The organism is Alteromonas sp. 38 (assembly GCF_902506055.1).
GTDB lineage: Bacteria > Pseudomonadota > Gammaproteobacteria > Enterobacterales > Alteromonadaceae > Alteromonas > Alteromonas lipotrueae.
In genome coordinates, this window is record NZ_LR733300.1 from 1,853,395 (window position 1) to 1,871,044 (window position 17,650).

At 43.5% G+C, this 17,650-nt stretch carries 14 protein-coding genes; all 14 read left to right on the forward strand.

What is annotated here, in order from left to right:
• The first annotated feature begins 67 nt into the window (after positions 1-67).
• The 14 genes from FLAVO9R_RS07915 to FLAVO9R_RS07980 all read left to right on the forward strand — a co-directional run bounded on the left by FLAVO9R_RS07915 (position 68) and on the right by FLAVO9R_RS07980 (position 17,642).
• Positions 68-1,969, forward strand: a complete 1,902-nt coding sequence (locus FLAVO9R_RS07915; RefSeq protein ID WP_159530257.1) for a protein kinase domain-containing protein — start codon at positions 68-70, stop codon at positions 1,967-1,969.
• Positions 1,962-2,825, forward strand: coding sequence for an acyl-CoA thioesterase II (gene tesB, locus FLAVO9R_RS07920; RefSeq protein ID WP_159530259.1), 864 nt, complete (start codon positions 1,962-1,964; stop codon positions 2,823-2,825). Before FLAVO9R_RS07915 ends, tesB begins: the two co-directional genes overlap by 8 nt.
• Before the next feature lie 50 nt (positions 2,826-2,875).
• Positions 2,876-3,394, forward strand: a complete 519-nt coding sequence (locus FLAVO9R_RS07925; protein ID WP_159530261.1) for a gamma carbonic anhydrase family protein — start codon at positions 2,876-2,878, stop codon at positions 3,392-3,394.
• 499 nt (positions 3,395-3,893) lie between these two features.
• Positions 3,894-5,015: a pyridoxal-phosphate-dependent aminotransferase family protein gene (locus tag FLAVO9R_RS07930; protein ID WP_201299249.1), complete on the forward strand. Its 1,122-nt coding sequence runs from the start codon at positions 3,894-3,896 to the stop codon at positions 5,013-5,015.
• 234 nt (positions 5,016-5,249) lie between these two features.
• Positions 5,250-5,990 (forward strand): SIMPL domain-containing protein, encoded by a 741-nt coding sequence (locus tag FLAVO9R_RS07935; RefSeq protein ID WP_159530263.1) that lies wholly within the window; start codon positions 5,250-5,252, stop codon positions 5,988-5,990.
• Between the two features lie 12 nt (positions 5,991-6,002).
• Positions 6,003-6,464, forward strand: coding sequence for a GAF domain-containing protein (locus FLAVO9R_RS07940; RefSeq protein WP_159530265.1), 462 nt, complete (start codon positions 6,003-6,005; stop codon positions 6,462-6,464).
• Complete coding sequence (locus FLAVO9R_RS07945; RefSeq protein ID WP_159530267.1) at positions 6,461-6,751, forward strand: hypothetical protein; 291 nt, start codon at positions 6,461-6,463, stop codon at positions 6,749-6,751. Before FLAVO9R_RS07940 ends, FLAVO9R_RS07945 begins: the two co-directional genes overlap by 4 nt.
• A 17-nt stretch (positions 6,752-6,768) precedes the next feature.
• Positions 6,769-7,440: an RNA chaperone ProQ gene (gene proQ, locus FLAVO9R_RS07950; RefSeq protein ID WP_159530268.1), complete on the forward strand. Its 672-nt coding sequence runs from the start codon at positions 6,769-6,771 to the stop codon at positions 7,438-7,440.
• Positions 7,441-7,442: 2 nt separating this feature from the next.
• Positions 7,443-9,482 carry a carboxy terminal-processing peptidase gene (gene prc / locus FLAVO9R_RS07955; RefSeq protein ID WP_159530270.1) on the forward strand — a complete coding sequence of 680 codons (2,040 nt, stop codon included), beginning with the start codon at positions 7,443-7,445 and terminating at the stop codon, positions 9,480-9,482.
• Positions 9,483-9,569: 87 nt separating this feature from the next.
• On the forward strand, positions 9,570-10,904 hold the full coding sequence (locus FLAVO9R_RS07960; RefSeq protein ID WP_159530272.1) for a sodium-dependent transporter: 1,335 nt from the start codon (positions 9,570-9,572) through the stop codon (positions 10,902-10,904).
• Positions 10,905-10,927: 23 nt separating this feature from the next.
• A complete protein-coding gene (nhaC, locus tag FLAVO9R_RS07965; protein ID WP_159530274.1) occupies positions 10,928-12,409 on the forward strand; it encodes a Na+/H+ antiporter NhaC in 1,482 nt (493 codons plus the stop codon).
• Between the two features lie 33 nt (positions 12,410-12,442).
• Positions 12,443-15,103 (forward strand): aminopeptidase N, encoded by a 2,661-nt coding sequence (pepN, locus tag FLAVO9R_RS07970; RefSeq protein ID WP_159530276.1) that lies wholly within the window; start codon positions 12,443-12,445, stop codon positions 15,101-15,103.
• The gene (locus tag FLAVO9R_RS07975; protein WP_159530278.1) at positions 15,081-15,323 is read left to right on the forward strand and encodes a DUF2835 family protein; all 243 of its coding nucleotides are present in this window, start codon (positions 15,081-15,083) and stop codon (positions 15,321-15,323) included. Before pepN ends, FLAVO9R_RS07975 begins: the two co-directional genes overlap by 23 nt.
• Before the next feature lie 255 nt (positions 15,324-15,578).
• Positions 15,579-17,642 (forward strand): DUF1302 domain-containing protein, encoded by a 2,064-nt coding sequence (locus FLAVO9R_RS07980; RefSeq protein WP_159530280.1) that lies wholly within the window; start codon positions 15,579-15,581, stop codon positions 17,640-17,642.
• Positions 17,643-17,650 lie beyond the last annotated feature (8 nt).

Consider the following 17,650-nt stretch of genomic DNA (forward strand, 5'->3'; position numbering starts at 1 on the left):
TAAACAAAAAGCTAAAAAGTGTTTCTAAGCACATAAGTGTAAACAAGAAGAGAGGTAAGCAATTGGCATGTCTCAGGTAAAAGGGTTAACGCATTTTTATATACCCGATGAGCAGTCTATTTATCTGCTCTCACATGCTGATGCAAAAAAACTCAAGGATTGGGTAGCACTGTGCATCGACCAATTGGCTAGTTTAGGTTATCGCAATATCTCCCTATTGGGAAAAGGGGCGTTTGGGTTTGCATTTGCAGGTACCGCGCCTAATCTAAATCAAAACCCAAATCCTGATTCGGGTTCAACTCAAAACTCGAAGGCTCAGGAACATGTCTTTAAGTTTTCTAGAATAAATCTTCCTCAACATGTACAAGAACGGCTTGAAGAAGAAGCCTTCATGTTATCTCAAGTCTCACATCCGTATGTGCCTGCATTGATTGAATATCAACAAATAGGTAAACAATCTATATTGGTGATGGGGCGTGCTCCTGGCGACGATCTTGAAAAAGTTAGCTTAGCTCGCGGGCCACTTCCCCCAAGGATCATAGTTAAAATAGCCGTACAACTGGGTGATTTGCTGCGCTACTTTCGAAAGCATACACAAAATGGCAACGCCAAACCCATCGTGCATGGCGACATTAAACCTTCTAACTTGGTATGGAATGAATCTAAAGAGTGTATTGGGCTTATTGATTGGGGCTCATCTGTGTTTGCGCAAGTGGATGAAAATGGTCAGTACACCAGTAATAATGTGATGGATTTGATGTCTAGTGAGCTTCACCAAACCAACTCCCGACTAGGTGATGTTTATTTTATTGGAGAAGACCAACTAAACGGGGCGCTATCGTCACCACGTTTTGATGAACAAGGTATGGCGAGCACGCTGTACGCTTTAGCATCGGGTCAATCTTGTCGGTATGGTCATCAGGTTATTCGCCCTTCGTCGTTAGGGCTGCCAAAAATGTTAGCGAGCATATTAGAATATATGCTCAGTGATGATCCAAAGAAAAGGCACCAAGGGGGAGATTACTTCTTCAATAACTTGCACGTGCTAAAACATATGGTGTTTTCTGAAGACACAGTACCAGAGTATGTACCCAGCATTCCCACGTGGATCACTCCCTCGAAAGATGACATTGAAACCGTTGTATACAGCTCTCGGAAATCCTATTTGCGTCAGCAATCTGCATTAGATGATGCTTCACTACGATATATCGATGATGCCCAGTTCGACCGTTATTACAAAAATTTTTTGCAAGGCATGGGCGATACCGAAAAAGCCTTTGTTTCGGCAATTAGTCGCCTTGGCCGATATCCCGTTGTAGGAGGTATGGCGATTCGCTGGGAGCCTAACGGCGTTTATGTAGACTCCAGTTTAAATTTGCACGATGCAGCATTAAAAACCGCCTTCGAATTGGCGGTTAATAACGTGATTAACCTTGCTCGCGCTATTCATAAGCCAGGGGTGTTTAAATGCTGCATGTTCAACGCTAAAAATACGCTGCATATTGAACGAGAAAGTGAAAACGACGCGTTTGTACCAACATCTGAATGCGTAATACCGTTTGAACTTTCCCGTGCGTCGGTGGCACAAGATGAATCTAGAACCCATTCTTATTTTGAGGACGGTGACGACCCAGATGAGCTTTTGAAATTGCCAGACCCCATCATTACTATCATCAAAGAGCTTAATACGATTCATCACACTGGCTGTATTATATTTGAATCATTAAGTACGCATTTAAAAATTCACAGCTATTACACATTGCTCAATCATCAAGAGCAAGATAGGTTTTCGGAATTATTAGCCAAGTTAGTGGAACATGTGCCGTCAATAAAAGGGCTAGGCATTTCAGGCTTTATGAAGTTACCCTATAAAGACACGCGATTTTTTGAGCATAGGGCGTATTTACCCGAAAAATACTACCCAAGAAACCCGAACGCTGAGCAACAAGAGAAAGAAAAGCATGCCTGAGGTTAAATTATCTTCGTTATTTGAATTAGAGACTGTTGAAGCGGGTTTGTATCGCGGACAAAGTTGGGATTTAGGCTTTCGCGCCTTATTTGGCGGGCAAGTTCTGGGGCAAGCGTTGGCTGCCGCCTATGAAACGGTAGACAAAGACCGCGTAGCGCATTCGTTTCATACTTACTTTTTGCTTCCCGGCGATGCAAAAAAACCGGTAGTCTACGATGTGGAAGTGGTTCGAGATGGTCGGAGCTTTTCTGCAAGAAGAGTAAAAGCAATACAAGATGGCCGAAACATCTTTTACATGACGGCATCGTTTCAAGTACCCGAAAAAGGAATGCATCACCAACAAGCTGATATGCCTGATGTGCCGCCGCCGGAAGAAGTGCAATCTGATATCGAGTTTTATGAAAAGAACTTCGACAAAATTGCACGCCCTATGCGAGAAGCTTTAAGTTATCACCGCCCGGTAGATATCCGCACTATTGGCGCGGCGAATTCCTATCAATCAACCCGCCACCCAGCAAAACGTTATATTTGGATGAAGGCGAGGGATGAACTTGCGCCTGAAATTACACTGCAACAAGCGGCGCTAGCGTATGCTTCTGATTACCACTTTTTAAGCACATCATTACAACCACACGGTATTTCAGTCACCGACAAATCGCTACGTATTGCGACTATCGATCATGCCATGTGGTTTCACCGCCCCGTCAATTTAAATGAATGGTTACTGTATGTAATGGAAAGTCCGTTTAGTGGCGGAGCAAGAGGGTTGGTTAGAGGTCAAATTTTCACTCAACAAGGTGAGTTGGTGGCCTCGGCAACCCAAGAAGGTTTGATGCGGCAGGTAGATGTCGACTAATACCATTTTGTTTTAAGCCCACTTTTTTAAATCATGAACAAGGAACGATTATGCGATATTCCCTTGATACGTTGACACCTGAGTGTGATAGCACCAGTTATATAGCTCCCGGCGCGCATGTTATCGGTAACGTAATATTAAAACCACATAGTAGTGTTTGGTTCAATGTCGTTATTCGCGGAGATATGGATGCAATTACAGTAGGAGAGCTTACTAATGTACAAGACGGTAGTGTTCTCCATACTGATTCCGGTATTCCGCTCACTTTAGGTAAAGGTGTAACCGTGGGCCATAAAGTCATGTTGCACGGGTGTACCGTAGGTGACTACTCGTTAATTGGTATTAATGCTGTGGTATTAAATGGTGCGAAAATAGGGAAGTACTGCATTATCGGCGCTAATGCGCTAATTACCGAAAATATGGAGGTTCCAGACTACAGCTTAGTGGTGGGATCACCAGGAAAAGTGGTAAAGCAGCTCGATAGCAGCGTAGAGGAAAAGCTTCAAGCATCTTCTGCGCACTATGCGCATAATGCAAAGCATTACAATAAGCATCTTTGTGAAGTCTAATTCGCACGATTTCTATGGCAATGATTGTCAACCAGTATTCTACTCATCAGCATAGGACGTTAAGCGCTTCTCATAAAAAATGCCCAGAACATAGGTTCTGGGCATAGGGGAATGGCTCATTGCTGAGCCGTGCGCTAACTATTGCAAGGGAGAAGTACATGCAAATTCTTTCAAACGGACAATAACTATAGTTCATATTTGTTCATTTTATAAACTAAACATTGTGAAATTTATTTTACAGAACCTTTGAACCAATAAAAACAGTAATAACTTTCGAATAATCATAGGTTTCTCACTGGTCGGAGTTTTTGGATATTTTTGTAACGCCCTTATCCTCATGATACACACCGCTTATCCACATCTTGCTCAATGCTTGTCTTGTTATGAAGCATGGTTTTTCCATTCATATCAGTTATGTTCACAACAAGCTGTTGTACCTAGCTGCTAAGATTGTAAGAATGAAGGTACGCTATTATTACTAATATTGTTAAGGACTGATATGCAAACGCACTCTACTTTTCTTCCGCCTGAGCGCACATTAATGGGGCCTGGTCCTTCAGATGTAAACCCTCGTATTCTTAATGCGATTGCTAGACCTACTGTTGGTCACCTAGATCCGCTATTTATCGAGCTTATGGATGCCACCAAACAGCTGCTTCAATACGCATTTAAAACGGAAAACGCATTAACAATGCCTATTTCTGCCCCGGGTTCCGCCGGAATGGAAGCCTGCTTTGTTAACCTGGTTGAGCCCGGTGATAAAGTACTGGTGTGTATTAACGGCGTGTTCGGCAATCGTATGGTAGAAAATGTTGAGCGATGTGGCGGTCAGGCCATCGTGATCAAAAACGATTGGGGCAAGCAAACCGATTTGAACGCGGTAGAAGATGCACTTAAAAAAGATGCCGATATTAAAGTGCTGGCTTTCGTACATGCAGAAACCTCAACCGGCGTCAGAAACGATGCAAAACGTTTATGTGAACTTGCTAAGCGATACGACTGTTTATCCATAGTAGATGCGGTGACTTCTTTAGGTGGTATCGAGCTAGACGTAGATGGGTGGGGCATAGATGCCATTTATTCTGGCTCTCAAAAATGCTTAAGCTGCGTACCAGGTATTTCACCAGTATCGTTCAGTGACCGCGCAGTGCATGTCATTCAACACAGAAAAACCAAAGTACAGAGCTGGTTTTTAGACATGAACTTAATTGTGGGTTATTGGGGGAAAGGGGCTAAGCGTGCTTATCACCATACCGCGCCTGTAAACAGTATGTATGCGTTTTACGAAGCCTTATTAATATTGAAAGAAGAAGGTTTAGAAAACGCATGGCAACGTCATCAAACCGAGCATAAAGAGCTGGTAGCTGGACTAGAGGGCTTAGGTCTTTCGCTTGCCGTAGATGCCGAATATCGCCTACCACAACTTAATGTGGTCAACATTCCAGATGGCGTTAATGACGCTGAAGTTCGCTCAAGATTACTTAACGATTTCAATTTAGAAATTGGTGCTGGTTTGGGTGAATTTGCGGGTAAGGTATGGCGCATTGGGTTAATGGGCTATGCGTGTAAACCTCGCAATATTGATCACTGCCTCACTTCCTTACAAAAAGTACTGAAATAAAAGGATGCAAATTTCAGCTAAGTATTCTTAACATTAAATGTGGGCCAGCGAGCCCACTTTTTTATATCTGCCACTGATTTACCCCAACAAATAAAAAGTTTAACGCCTTTTGTCAAAACTGACGTATTAGTTAATTCGCCTGTTTTATGAATGATTTAGTTGCGGTTCTTAATACGTTCACTTACCGTTACTTATGATTTACCTGATTTAATTTTAATAAACACGGAGTTTTGAATGAGTGCAATTAATAAACTAGCGGCGCCTCTAAAACGTATTACCGCGCGCAAACGATTATCACCGATGGTATTATTAACGGGTATTGTCGCCGCAATGCTAAGTACATCAACAATGGCTCAACAACAGCAACAGCTTATTCACGTTCAAGGCACAGGCGCAATGTCAGTCACGCCTAATGCATACTCAGTAACGTTTGTTATCGAAGAACAAGGCGAAACCGTTGGTAAGCTTAACACTACACTTGCTTCCGATTTACGCGCTGTTGTGAGCTTTTTGCTAGAGCAGGGCATTGAACGCAGTAACATTCAATCTATGCAGGTTCGTTTAACGCCTCGTTATGTAAATAGCCCGAACGGCCGAGTGCAGGAAGGATTTACATTAAGTCGTGAAATATCAGTGACTGATTCCAATATCGAAAACTATGATAAAGTGTTAGATGGCGTACTAGGACGTGGTGTTGATCGCATTCAACAATTTTCGTTTGTAAGCACAACGCAAACCAACGCATACCAAACTGCATTAGTCGCAGCGGTGAAAGATGCCAAGGCACGAGCGGCACTTTTAGCGAAGGAATTAGGCGTTGAAGTGGGCGAAGTAGTTGCAATCTCTGAATCTGGTGGCAATATGCCCGTTCCAGTTATGCGTGCAGATGCTTTTGCCAAAGAAATGTCTGTTTCTTTACCAGGGCAAGAAACTGTAGAAGCGCGTATAAACGTTAGTTTCACTATTATTCAATAGCAGGGTAACCGTTTGAAAGAAGAACAATATGCCCAGTTAATAAGCCAGGCGAAAAGCCTGGTTGCTGGTGAGCACGATGTCATTGCCAACATGGCGAACATCAGTGCACTACTTTTTAACCATCTCGATAAGGTAAATTGGGCTGGTTTTTATTTTTATAAAGAAGCGCAGTTAGTGTTAGGTCCTTTTCAAGGGCAACCCGCTTGCATTCGTATTCCTATGGGGAAAGGTGTGTGTGGAACTGCCGCTGAAACCCGAACAGTACAGCGTATTGCAGATGTTCACGCCTTTTCTGGCCACATTGCCTGCGATGCCGCTTCAAACGCCGAAATCGTCATTCCTCTTGTGGTAAATGGTGAACTAATTGGTGTTTTAGATATCGATAGCCCAGAATTTTCTCGTTTCGACGAGCAAGATGAGCTTGGGTTGTGTAAAATAGCCGATATACTTATTGAATCTCAGCAATCGTTATGAAATACAACGTTGACATCCATGTAGTACTATCTACTTATGAAGATATGGAAGACAATCACGATGACCCTGATGAAGCGTCAGAACGATTGAATTTCATACTTCACGCAATTTATGATAGAGCCGATGAAGATATTGAAACCCATCGACTTGAACAATTATTGCAACACGGTTGGGAGTCTTGGCAACAAGATAAACATTTATTAGAAATTGATGATGACGAATTACTCGATTGGGTTGACCACGCGCTGGCAACTTGGGATGATGAGAGTAATGAAGAAATCTCTTGAATAATTTAGAAAGTTTAATGGAATCACCAGAAAAGTTTACTAGCAGTAAGGAAGTTATCGCTTTCCTTTCCGAGACCTTCCCTAAATGCTTTAGTATTGAAGGCGAAGCCCTACCACTTAAAATCGGCATCTTTCAAGATTTAGCCCAGCGTTTAGAAAGCGAAGAACGAGTGAGTAAAACATTACTCCGCTCAACACTTCGCCATTATACGAACAGCTGGCGCTACCTTTACAGCATCAAAGAAGGCGCTAACCGTGTCGACTTAGATGGTGTTGAAGGGGAAACCATTGAGAAAGAGCATGCCGATCATGCACAGAAGCAGCTAGAAGAAAGCAAAGCGAAAGCCGCCGAAAAGCGCAAAGCTAAGCAAGCTCAGCAGCCTCAAAAGAAAGAAAAACGTCAATTTGCACGTCCGAAGTCTTCCGGTTCGACGCCTGCAGGCAGCAACAAAGATGGCCAGCAGGGAACTAAACCGAAAATTCAGAGACCAACTAAGACACCACCGGCAAAATTGACTGATGCCGATATGCAACAAGGTACAAACGTAACGGTTAAATTAGGTAAAACCCCTATGCCAGCTGTTATTACCGAAATTGCTAAAGACGGTATTCATGTTCAGTTAGACTCAGGTATGGTGGTAAAAGTAAATGCAGATGCTTTACGTTTGGCACGCTCCAAGAGGTCGTAAATATGAAAGATATCCTTCGAATTTCCATTGCTAGTGCATTTCTTACCGTTGGGGTAGGCGCTGGTGCAGTCACCACAACCCCCGATGTTGAAGAACTCCCCGTTCTTCAACAAGAGACACAGCATAGTGTTGCTGCAAAACGCGTTAGTGCGTTATTTACCCGCGCTCACTATAAAGAAATTTCGTTGGATGATGTGTTATCGGCACGTATCTATCAGCGTTTCATCGAATCGTTAGATCACAACAAGCAAGTGCTTTTATTGTCTGATGTGGTGGGTTTCGAAAAATATCGAAATGCATTCGATGATGCGTTGAGCAAGGGCAACCTTTCTGTTGCGTACGACATGTACAATGTAAGTGCGCAGCGTCGTATCGAGCGCTACGAGTTTGCGTTAGCAACATTAGAGAAAGGGCCTTTTGATTTTGAAAAAGCCGACGACAAATTTTATTACGATCGCGAAGAAGCCGAATGGCCTACCAGTGAAGATGAATTAAATGAGATTTGGCGCCAACGTGTTAAATATGATGCGTTGAATCTTATTCTCGCGGATAAAACGTGGGAAGAAGCGAAAGAGCTTCTAGAAAAGCGTTACTCACGTTCTATCAAGCGAACCAAACAGACTAAAAGCGAAGATGTATTTCAAATTGCTATGAATGCCTTTGCGCGTACCATTGAAGCGCATACTAGTTACTTGTCACCACGAAATGCTGACCGATTCCAAATGGAGATGAATTTGGAATTTGAAGGTATAGGTGCGGTACTTCAAAGCGAAGAAGATTACACCGTTATCAAAAGCGTAGTGCCAGGTGGCCCTGCCGATGAATCTGGGGCGTTAAAGCCGGAAGATAAAATTGTTGGTGTAGCTCAAGAAGATGAAGAGTTCGTTGATGTAGTTGGCTGGCGTTTAGATGAAGTTGTCGAGCTAATCAAAGGGCCGAAGGGCAGCGCGGTACGCTTACAAGTTCAAAAAGGCGCAACAGATGCAAAAACCATGTCTGTTGTTAGTCTTACTCGTGACAAAATTAAGCTTGAAGACCGAGCGGCGCAGTCTGAGATTTACACGCCTGAAACTGGACCACATGCCAATCAGCCTTTGGGTGTTATTACCATTCCTAGTTTCTACAACAACTTGCATGCGGACGTTGAAAAGGAATTAAACAGCCTTAAAGCGCAAAACGTTAAAGGTATTATTGTAGATTTGCGCGGAAATGGTGGTGGCTCTTTAACAGAAGCGACTTTACTTACCGGTCTTTTCATTGAAAAAGGGCCAGTGGTACAAATTCGGTACGGTCAAACTAAAGTCAGTGTTAATCGCGATACCGATGGAAAAGTATCTTACGATGGCCCATTAACGGTTTTAGTAGACCGCTACAGTGCATCAGCGTCAGAGATCTTCGCCGCGGCTATGCAAGATTATAATCGCGCGTTAATTATTGGTGAACAAACCTTCGGTAAAGGTACTGTTCAACAACACCGTGGTTTAGGTAAAATTTATGACTTGTACGACAACCCACTGGGTAGCGTGCAATTCACCATCGCTAAGTTTTATCGTATTGACGGTGGAAGTACGCAGCATAAAGGGGTAGTGCCAGATATTCTTTATCCTTCAGCAATAGAACCTGCTGATTGGGGCGAGAGCCAGCAGGATAACGCATTACCTTGGGACAGCATTAACCGCGCGAACTACACAACGTTTGCTGACGGCCAAGCAGCACTTGACGTACTAACCGCGAAACATAATAAACGGATTATGCAAGACCCTGAGTTTTCTTATATTCACGACGATATTGTTGAGTACAAAGAAAACAAAGATAAGAACTTTATTTCATTGGTAAAATCTGAACGTGAGTCAGATAAAAAAGAAGCTGAAGAAAAAGCGCTTGAAAGAGCCAATGAACGTTTACAGCGTATGGGTAAAGAATTAGTCAAAACACTTGATGACCTACCTGAAGATATGGAAGAGTTAGACCCGTTCTTAGATGAAGCTGCCAATATTACTTTTGATATGATTGAAACAGGCAGATACGCAATAACACACTAAAGGTTGATGACAGAGGGCTGGTCAGTGGCCAGCCCTTTTTTTGTGTCTGATATACCTATACAACAATAATAAATAAAGGGAAATCACATGGCTATCAGAGGCGAGTTTTCTTCTCGAATCGGGTTCGTGCTCGCAGCAGCGGGTTCAGCAGTTGGACTCGGTAATATTTGGGGGTTCCCCACCAAAGTAGCAACGAATGGCGGTGCTGCTTTTGTTCTCGTTTATTTACTTCTCGCGTTCGTTCTTGCATACCCCGTCCTCATGGCCGAACTCATCATCGGACGAAGCTCTCGTTCTAACATGGTAGATGCGCTGGGTAATATTTCCGGCAACTTCATCGGTCGTGCAACGGGAATTTGGGGTTGTATAACCGTCTCACTTATCCTGGCGTTTTACGCCATTGTGGGCGGTTGGATGTTGGTTTATTTTGCTGATTCTGCCGTCAATATGGTGGGATTACAGTCTGCAAGTGATTGGCTTTTAACGTCATCGGTTACGCGTAACATTATTTTTTGCTTTATATTCATGGCGTTAACAGCTTTCATCGTTGTCGGTGGTGTAAAGTCAGGTATTGAGAAATGGTCGGTAAGATTGATGCCTACACTGGTACTGCTAATCCTAGCCCTTATCGTTTATGTAAGTTTACAGCCTGGTGCCTCCGATGGCTGGAGCGCTTATTTGGTGCCAGATTTTACACGTATTCTTGACCCCGACTTATTAATTGATGCCATGGGCCAAGCCTTTTTCTCCATGTCATTGGGTGTGGGTACCATGCTGGTTTACGGTTCATACCTAAGCAAAAAGGAGAACTTGCCCACCATTGGTGCTTCTGTTGCTCTAGTAGACATTGGTGTAGCCGTTATTGCCGGTATGCTTATTATTCCTGCCATGTATGTAGCACTACATAATGGTGTAGAAATCTTTACGCCAGAGGGGGCATTAATTCAAGGTGATTCGCTTATTTTCAAAGTATTGCCTGCCTTGTTTGATACGATTGGCGCGGTAGGTGTGTTTGTTGCATTTACTTTCTTTGCGTTAATGGCGATTGCAGCCGTTACCTCTTCAATATCCATGCTTGAAGTACCCGTGGCTTATATGGTGGAAAGTAGAGGCTTGGTGCGTAAAAAAGCGGTAGTGTTGATGGCGGCCATTATCTTTGTACTTAGCTGCATTATTATCCTTAATTTTAATGCACTGTTTGGGTTCGTTATTGCCCTTACCACTGAGTACAGTCAACCACTACTTGGGTTAGTGTTATGTATATTTGCCGGATGGGTGTGGCGTAGAGATGCCATACTTGATGAACTTAAAGAAGGCGATGCAAACGCGGAACACGGTTTGTTTTGGAAAATTTGGCCTTGGTATGTACGCTTCGTTTGCCCCGTTATTATTGCGCTAATGTTTTACCGCTCAGTTTTTTGATTTAAGGCTTAAGAATAATAAAAATGACAACTACTAAAGAATTAAAAGAACCCTCGTTACTTGACGCGATGATCCCCATTGTAGCCCTAGTGCTGATGATGGGGAGTGCGGTTTATTTATTTGCCGATAATTCATCGTATGGGCCCAACCAAATTGCGTTATTACTGGCGATGGGCCTTGCCGCCATTATAGGTATGAAAAACGGTTACAGTTGGAAAACTATCGAAAAAGGCATTGTCGATGGTATCTCTATGTCTCTCGGTGCGTGCTTAATTCTATTGGCCGTAGGTTCGCTTATTGGTACTTGGATGTTAGCCGGTACCGTACCTACACTTATTTATTTCGGTTTAGAATTATTAAACCCTTCATTCTTCTATGCCGCTGCGTGCTTAATTTGCGCCGTGGTTGCGATGAGTATTGGTAGTTCTTGGACTACCGCGGCTACTGTAGGTGTGGCACTTATGGGCGTTGCTGCGGGTATGGATATGTCTGCGGCCATTACTGCCGGTGCGGTTGTATCTGGGGCTTACTTTGGCGATAAAATTTCTCCGCTTTCTGAAACAACCAATTTAGCCCCCGCAGTGGCTGGTACCGACTTATTTGAACACATTCGTTACATGCTATGGACTACTGTTCCTAGTTTTATTCTAGCGCTTATCCTATTTGTGGTATTGGGCTTTAGTGAAACCGGTGATGCAAAAGCTGATCGCATCGAGCAAATGCAGTTGCTGTTGGACGAGTCTTTTGATTTAAGCTGGTACTTATTGGTCCCTCTCGTAGTATTGTTAACGCTTGCCGTTAAAAAAGTGCCAGCGTTTCCTGCAGTGTCTATTGGTGCTTTATTAGGAGCATTGTGGGCTGTATTATTTCAAAGTGATGTGGTGGCCAGTATGGCTAGCAGCGATGATAGTGCCAGTGTCGGGGCTTTAAAAGTAGTTTGGACGGCCTTGTTTGATGGCGTGAGTTTTTCAACGCCTGATGAAAACTTGAATAGCTTGCTTTCACGAGGCGGTATGTCGTCTATGCTCAATACGATATGGTTGATTATTTGTGCCATGTCTTTTGGAGCGGTGCTTGAAAGAGTAGGGTTACTAAAACGTGCAGTTTCCGCTATTTTATTAGGGGCTAAGTCGGCCGGTGATATGGTAAGCAGAACCATTCTTACATGCTTTGCGACTAACTTGGTTACGGCCGATCAGTATATCTCTATTGTGATGCCAGGCCGCATGTACAAAGAAGAGTACGAAAAGCGTGGTCTACATCAGTTAAATTTATCTCGTAGTCTTGAAGATGGCGGAACCTTAACGTCTCCACTAATTCCTTGGAACACGTGTGGTGCCTACATGCACAGTGTGCTGTTGGTAAACCCATTCGACTATGTTTTCTACGCGTTCTTTAACGTAATAAATCCAATTCTTGCTATTATCTACGCATACTTAGGAATTAAAATTCTTCGCCTAACACCTCCAGATTATGCAAAGCAACCTGGCGAAGCAAACCAATAACAGTTGCGTAGACTTTCTGTTTTAGGAGACTCTATGTCAGTTACAGCTAAACGTCGGGCGGATTATCTTCCGCCCGCTTTTTCTATCCCGTTAGTCGACCTGACTATTTCTTTACACCCCACAAAAACCGTGGTTAAAAGTATCCTTAGCGTTAAGCGTACGCTTGCCAACAACACGGCTAAAAACACCGTTAAAAGCGCTGATGAAAATAGCGGCCACGAAAGGCAGCCACTTGTATTAGACGGGCAAAAATTAACGTTAGTCTCTATAAAAGTTAACGGTAAATCTTTCACTGACTTCACACAGAATGACGAAACGCTTTCGTTAAATGTCGATGCAGACGATTTTGAGTTAGAAATTGAAAATCACATTGACCCAGAAAACAATAAAGCACTAGAAGGCTTGTACCTTTCAGGCGGCGCTTACTGTACGCAGTGTGAAGCAGAAGGTTTCAGGCGCATAACCTATTTTCCAGACAGACCTGATGTCTTGTCAGTTTATACAGTGAAAGTCATAGGGGATAAATCGTTCCCCATGTTGTTATCAAACGGCAACCCTGTAGCGCGTGGTGAAAACCCTGATGGTACGCACTTCGTTACGTGGCACGACCCTCACCCAAAACCTTGTTATTTATTCGCGTTAGTGGCAGGTGATTTTGATTTATTAACCGACACCTATACCACCACAAGTGGTAAAGAGGTAGCGCTGGAGCTTTATGTCGATAAAGGTAAGAAATCTCAAGGTACCTTCGCTTTAGATTCATTGAAGCGTGCCATGAAATGGGATGAAGACGTGTTCGGGCTCGAATACGACCTCGACATCTACATGATTGTGGCCGTCGACTTCTTTAATATGGGCGCGATGGAAAACAAAGGCCTGAATGTATTCAACAGTAAATTTGTATTGGCCGACCAAGACTCAGCGACTGACGATGATTTCTTTAATGTAGAAGCTGTTATCGCCCACGAGTACTTCCATAACTGGACTGGTAACCGCGTAACGTGTAGAGACTGGTTTCAGCTTAGTTTAAAAGAGGGACTAACGGTATTTCGCGATCAGCAATTTAGTGCTGACATGACATCGCCGTTAAGCAACCGCATTAAACACGTGCGTGTGATGCGCGAGCACCAATTTGCAGAAGATGCCAGCGCAATGAGCCATCCTATTCGACCTGAAGAAGTTATTGAGATGAATAACTTTTATACGGTGACGGTGTACGATAAAGGCGCAGAAGTTATTCGCATGTTCCATACCCTTTTAGGGCCGGAAGGTTTTAGAAGAGGCATGGACGAATACTTCCGTCGTTATGATGGACAAGCAGTGACGTGCGATGATTTTGTTTCAGCCATGCAATCGGCTACCGAATTAGATCTTACTCAGTTTTCTCGCTGGTACAGTCAATCTGGTACACCGCAAGTGTCTCTTGCTCACAACGTTATCAAGAATGATACGGGGTATGTACATACCTTCACCGTAACCCAAAATACCCCCAGCACAGCAGATCAAAGCGAAAAGCTTCCTTTGTATATTCCTCTGGGCTTTGAAGTTATCGATGAAGATGGTAATCGATATCATGATGACAGTGGCGTTATTCAGAACGACCTTTTGATAGTAGATGCGCCTGAAATCACGATTAACATTACTTGTGATGCTAAGAAATTGACCCCAGTGTTATTGGGTAACTTTTCCGCCCCAGTGAAAGTACACAATGAACTCGACACCGCTTCACTACTCACTATATTTGCCCATTCGCAAGATGCGTTCAATCGTTGGGATGCTATGCAGACTTTGTATAACCGCTGTATCAGTGAGCTATATGAAGATGCCACTGCTACGATAGACAGTGGTATTTGGGCGGGTATTCGCTCTGCAATAGACAGCGAAGTTGATAATATTGAGCTTTTAAGTGAATGTTTAGTGATACCTTCATTTGAAACCTTGTGTCAGTCTCGATGCGATATTAATGTGCACCCACTCATACAGGCACGAAAGGCGTTTTGCCGACAGTTTTCTACCCAGCTAGAAGAAGTGTTACTTAATGCGTTTAATGGTATCGCCACAGAAACCTATAGTTACCAACAAGATGCAGTTAATGCTCGTCGCTGTAAAAATGTACTGTTATCTCATTTGGCACGCTTACCACAGCATCAAGACTTGGTGATATCGCAGTTCGATAAGACCGACAACATGACTGACACCCTAGGCGCACTAAAAGCCGCCCAGTCACTACCCTCTGAAGCATTTGAAAACTTGATGGCCAAGTTTGAAGAAAAATGGCGTCATGACCCCTTAGTGCTTGATAAATGGTTTGCCTTACATGCAACGCAACCCCGTGAAAACATACTGGCTACCATTACCATGTTAAGCGAGCATCCTCAATTTAGTATGGGTAATCCTAATCGCGTACGTTCACTAATAGGCAGTTTCGCATTCTATAACAGCGAACGTTTCCATAGTGTAGATGGGGAAGGGTATAAGTTTGTCACCGACTATCTTATTAAGCTAGATGCTATTAACCCGCAAGTGGCAGCACGGATAATAACCCCCTTGATACAATGGCAAGGTTTTGCAGAACCCCATCAAGTGTTGATGAAAGCACAGCTAGGTCGATTGTTAAATCACAAAGGCTTAAGCAAAGATGTGTTTGAGAAAGTGAGCAAAAGTTTGGCGTATGACAACCATTCAAGCCACTGATACCGTTTATTATTTTTCAGTCAATGTGCCTTACAATCAATGTGAGGCACTGTACTCTGGTGCTGTACCAACCGTCGTTATGATGGCGGAAAATGGCATCAGCGTACAAGTCCCCTCTACTAGAATAAAACAGTTCATCACCTCCCAAGGTGTTGTCGGTCGTTTTCGCATGATTGTTGATGCCAACAACAAAATTAAAGCCTTCGAGCGGTTACGCTAAAGCATAAAACCTTTACCTTTGGTTGCTTTTTGTGCGTATATTTTAAGATAACGCCAATTACTTACACCTTTCGGATAAGTTGCTTTTATAGTCCCCACAAAGCAATAACTATTTGATACGATTAATGTTGTAAATTTTGTTAACTGGTACGATTACTTCTTGCGAAAGTGGCAAAATGATGTAATCATTTTGTTAATCGTTATGGTTGATCACGATGTCACGCAGCCTTGTGCGTCGACTAGGGAGTATAAAAATATGATAAATAGGCCTCGCGCTTTTAAGATGTCACCTGTTGCTGTAGGTGTGCTAACCCTCTTGGGTGCTGCCGCACTTCCTGCTAACGCCGCTAATTGGCAAGTAGGTGATGTTAGCATTTCTCTTGATTCTACATTCACAGTGGCTACCAGTATTCGTACTGAGTCTAGAGATTACAGTCTTATCGGAAATAGTAATCATGCACAGTTTGATTGGTCAGGTTACCACGCAGCATTCAATCCACTTTATCCTAGTAGCGACGTTTGGGCGTTAGCTGACGGCGGTTATTCAACCAATGGCGACTTAGGAAATTTATCTCATGATCCAGGTGATGCATTTGCAACACAAATTTCAGGAAACCATGAGCTAGATATAAACTTTGGCGATTTCGGTTTCTTCGCACGTGGTTTTTGGTTTTACGACTTTGAACAAATGGATGGTGACCGTCCTAATTCAAATGCCATTACTGGCGTTCAATACGATCACTGTCAAGATCCGGAAGCAGAAGATTTATTGTGTACCGATGTGCGCCTGTATGATGCCTTCTTCTATGGTGATTGGTGGATTGGTGACAAGCCTCTAACCCTTCGTGTAGGTCGCCAGGTTATCAGTTGGGGTGAAAGTACCTTTATCCAACATGGTATCAATACAACGAACCCTGTTGACGTAACCCGTGCACGTGCACCAGGTGCGGAACTTAAGGAAGTATTTATTCCAGTGGGTATGGTTTACGCCTCGTTAGGGCTAAGCGATACATTAAGCGTATCTGGTTACTATCAATATGAATGGGAACGCAGTTGGTTGCCTGTATCTGGTAGTTATTTCGCGGGTAACGACTTTGCGGGTGAGGGCGGTCAGCGTCAAAACGTCCAATTAGGTTTCAGTGGTAACCCTGATATTGATTTAGATCACTTGTTAACTGCACTTAATGGCTACGGTGACTTGTTACGTGCTGGCGGTAATTCTGCTGATATTGCCTCTGCCTACTTAGCATATCCTACTAAAGTGGCTATTCGTGGCTATTCTGACGAAGCGCATAAAGATGCCGACGATCAGGGTCAATACGGTTTACGTGTTACTTGGTTTGCTGAGGCATTGAACGAATCTGAAATCAGTTTCTACCACATTAACTACCATAGCCAACGTCCACTTATCTCTGGTGTAACGTCTGACTTTACCGCCGAAGGTATTGCGTCAGACTTAGCCTTCATAGCAACTAACGAAGTGACGCGCGATAACATTACTGAGCTGGGTGCATTCACCCAATCTGAGTTTTATTATCCAGAAGACATTAAGTTATACGGGGTGAGTTTTAACACCAACATTGGCACTACCGCGTTAGCCGGTGAATTTGCTTACCGTGTTGATGAACCGCTGCAAATTGACGATGTTGAGCTACTCTATATGGGTATGCCAGAGCAGCTAGCTAATGCTGGACTGCGTCCAGACTTAGAAGGTATTTCTCAACTTAACAATATCGGCCGAGCGGTAGGTCCAGGTGAAACAGCTGAAGGATTCTTGTTCTCAGACACGTGGCAAATGCAGTTAACTGCATCACACGTTTATGGTCCTAAGTTTGGTGCTGATAACTTCGTGTTATTAGGTGAGTTGGGCTATGTCAATATTGTTGATATGCCAGATCCAAATGTTATTCGCTTAAATGCGCCTGGTACATCGCGTACACCGTCGCTAGAACCTACTGCAAGTGGCAATAACCGTGAAGGTCTGCACATAGGCCTTTCGGACGGTCCAGAAACTAACCCGTTCGCTACCGATGACGCGTGGGGTTACCGACTACTGGCCGTTGCTGATTGGAACGATATTATGGCGGGCGTTAACCTTCGAGCCCGTGCGACGTTCTCTCACGATGTAGAGGGTACTACACCAGACCCTCTCTATGTATTCACCGAAGATGTTAAATCTGCGGCACTGGCGTTAACGTTCGATTACTTAAGTAAGTGGTCAGCAACAGCTTCTTATAGTGCATTCTGGGGCGGCATTGGAACGACTAATGCGCTTTCAGACAGAGATTTTGTTTCGTTTAACATCAAGTATTCAATTTAAAGAGTGAT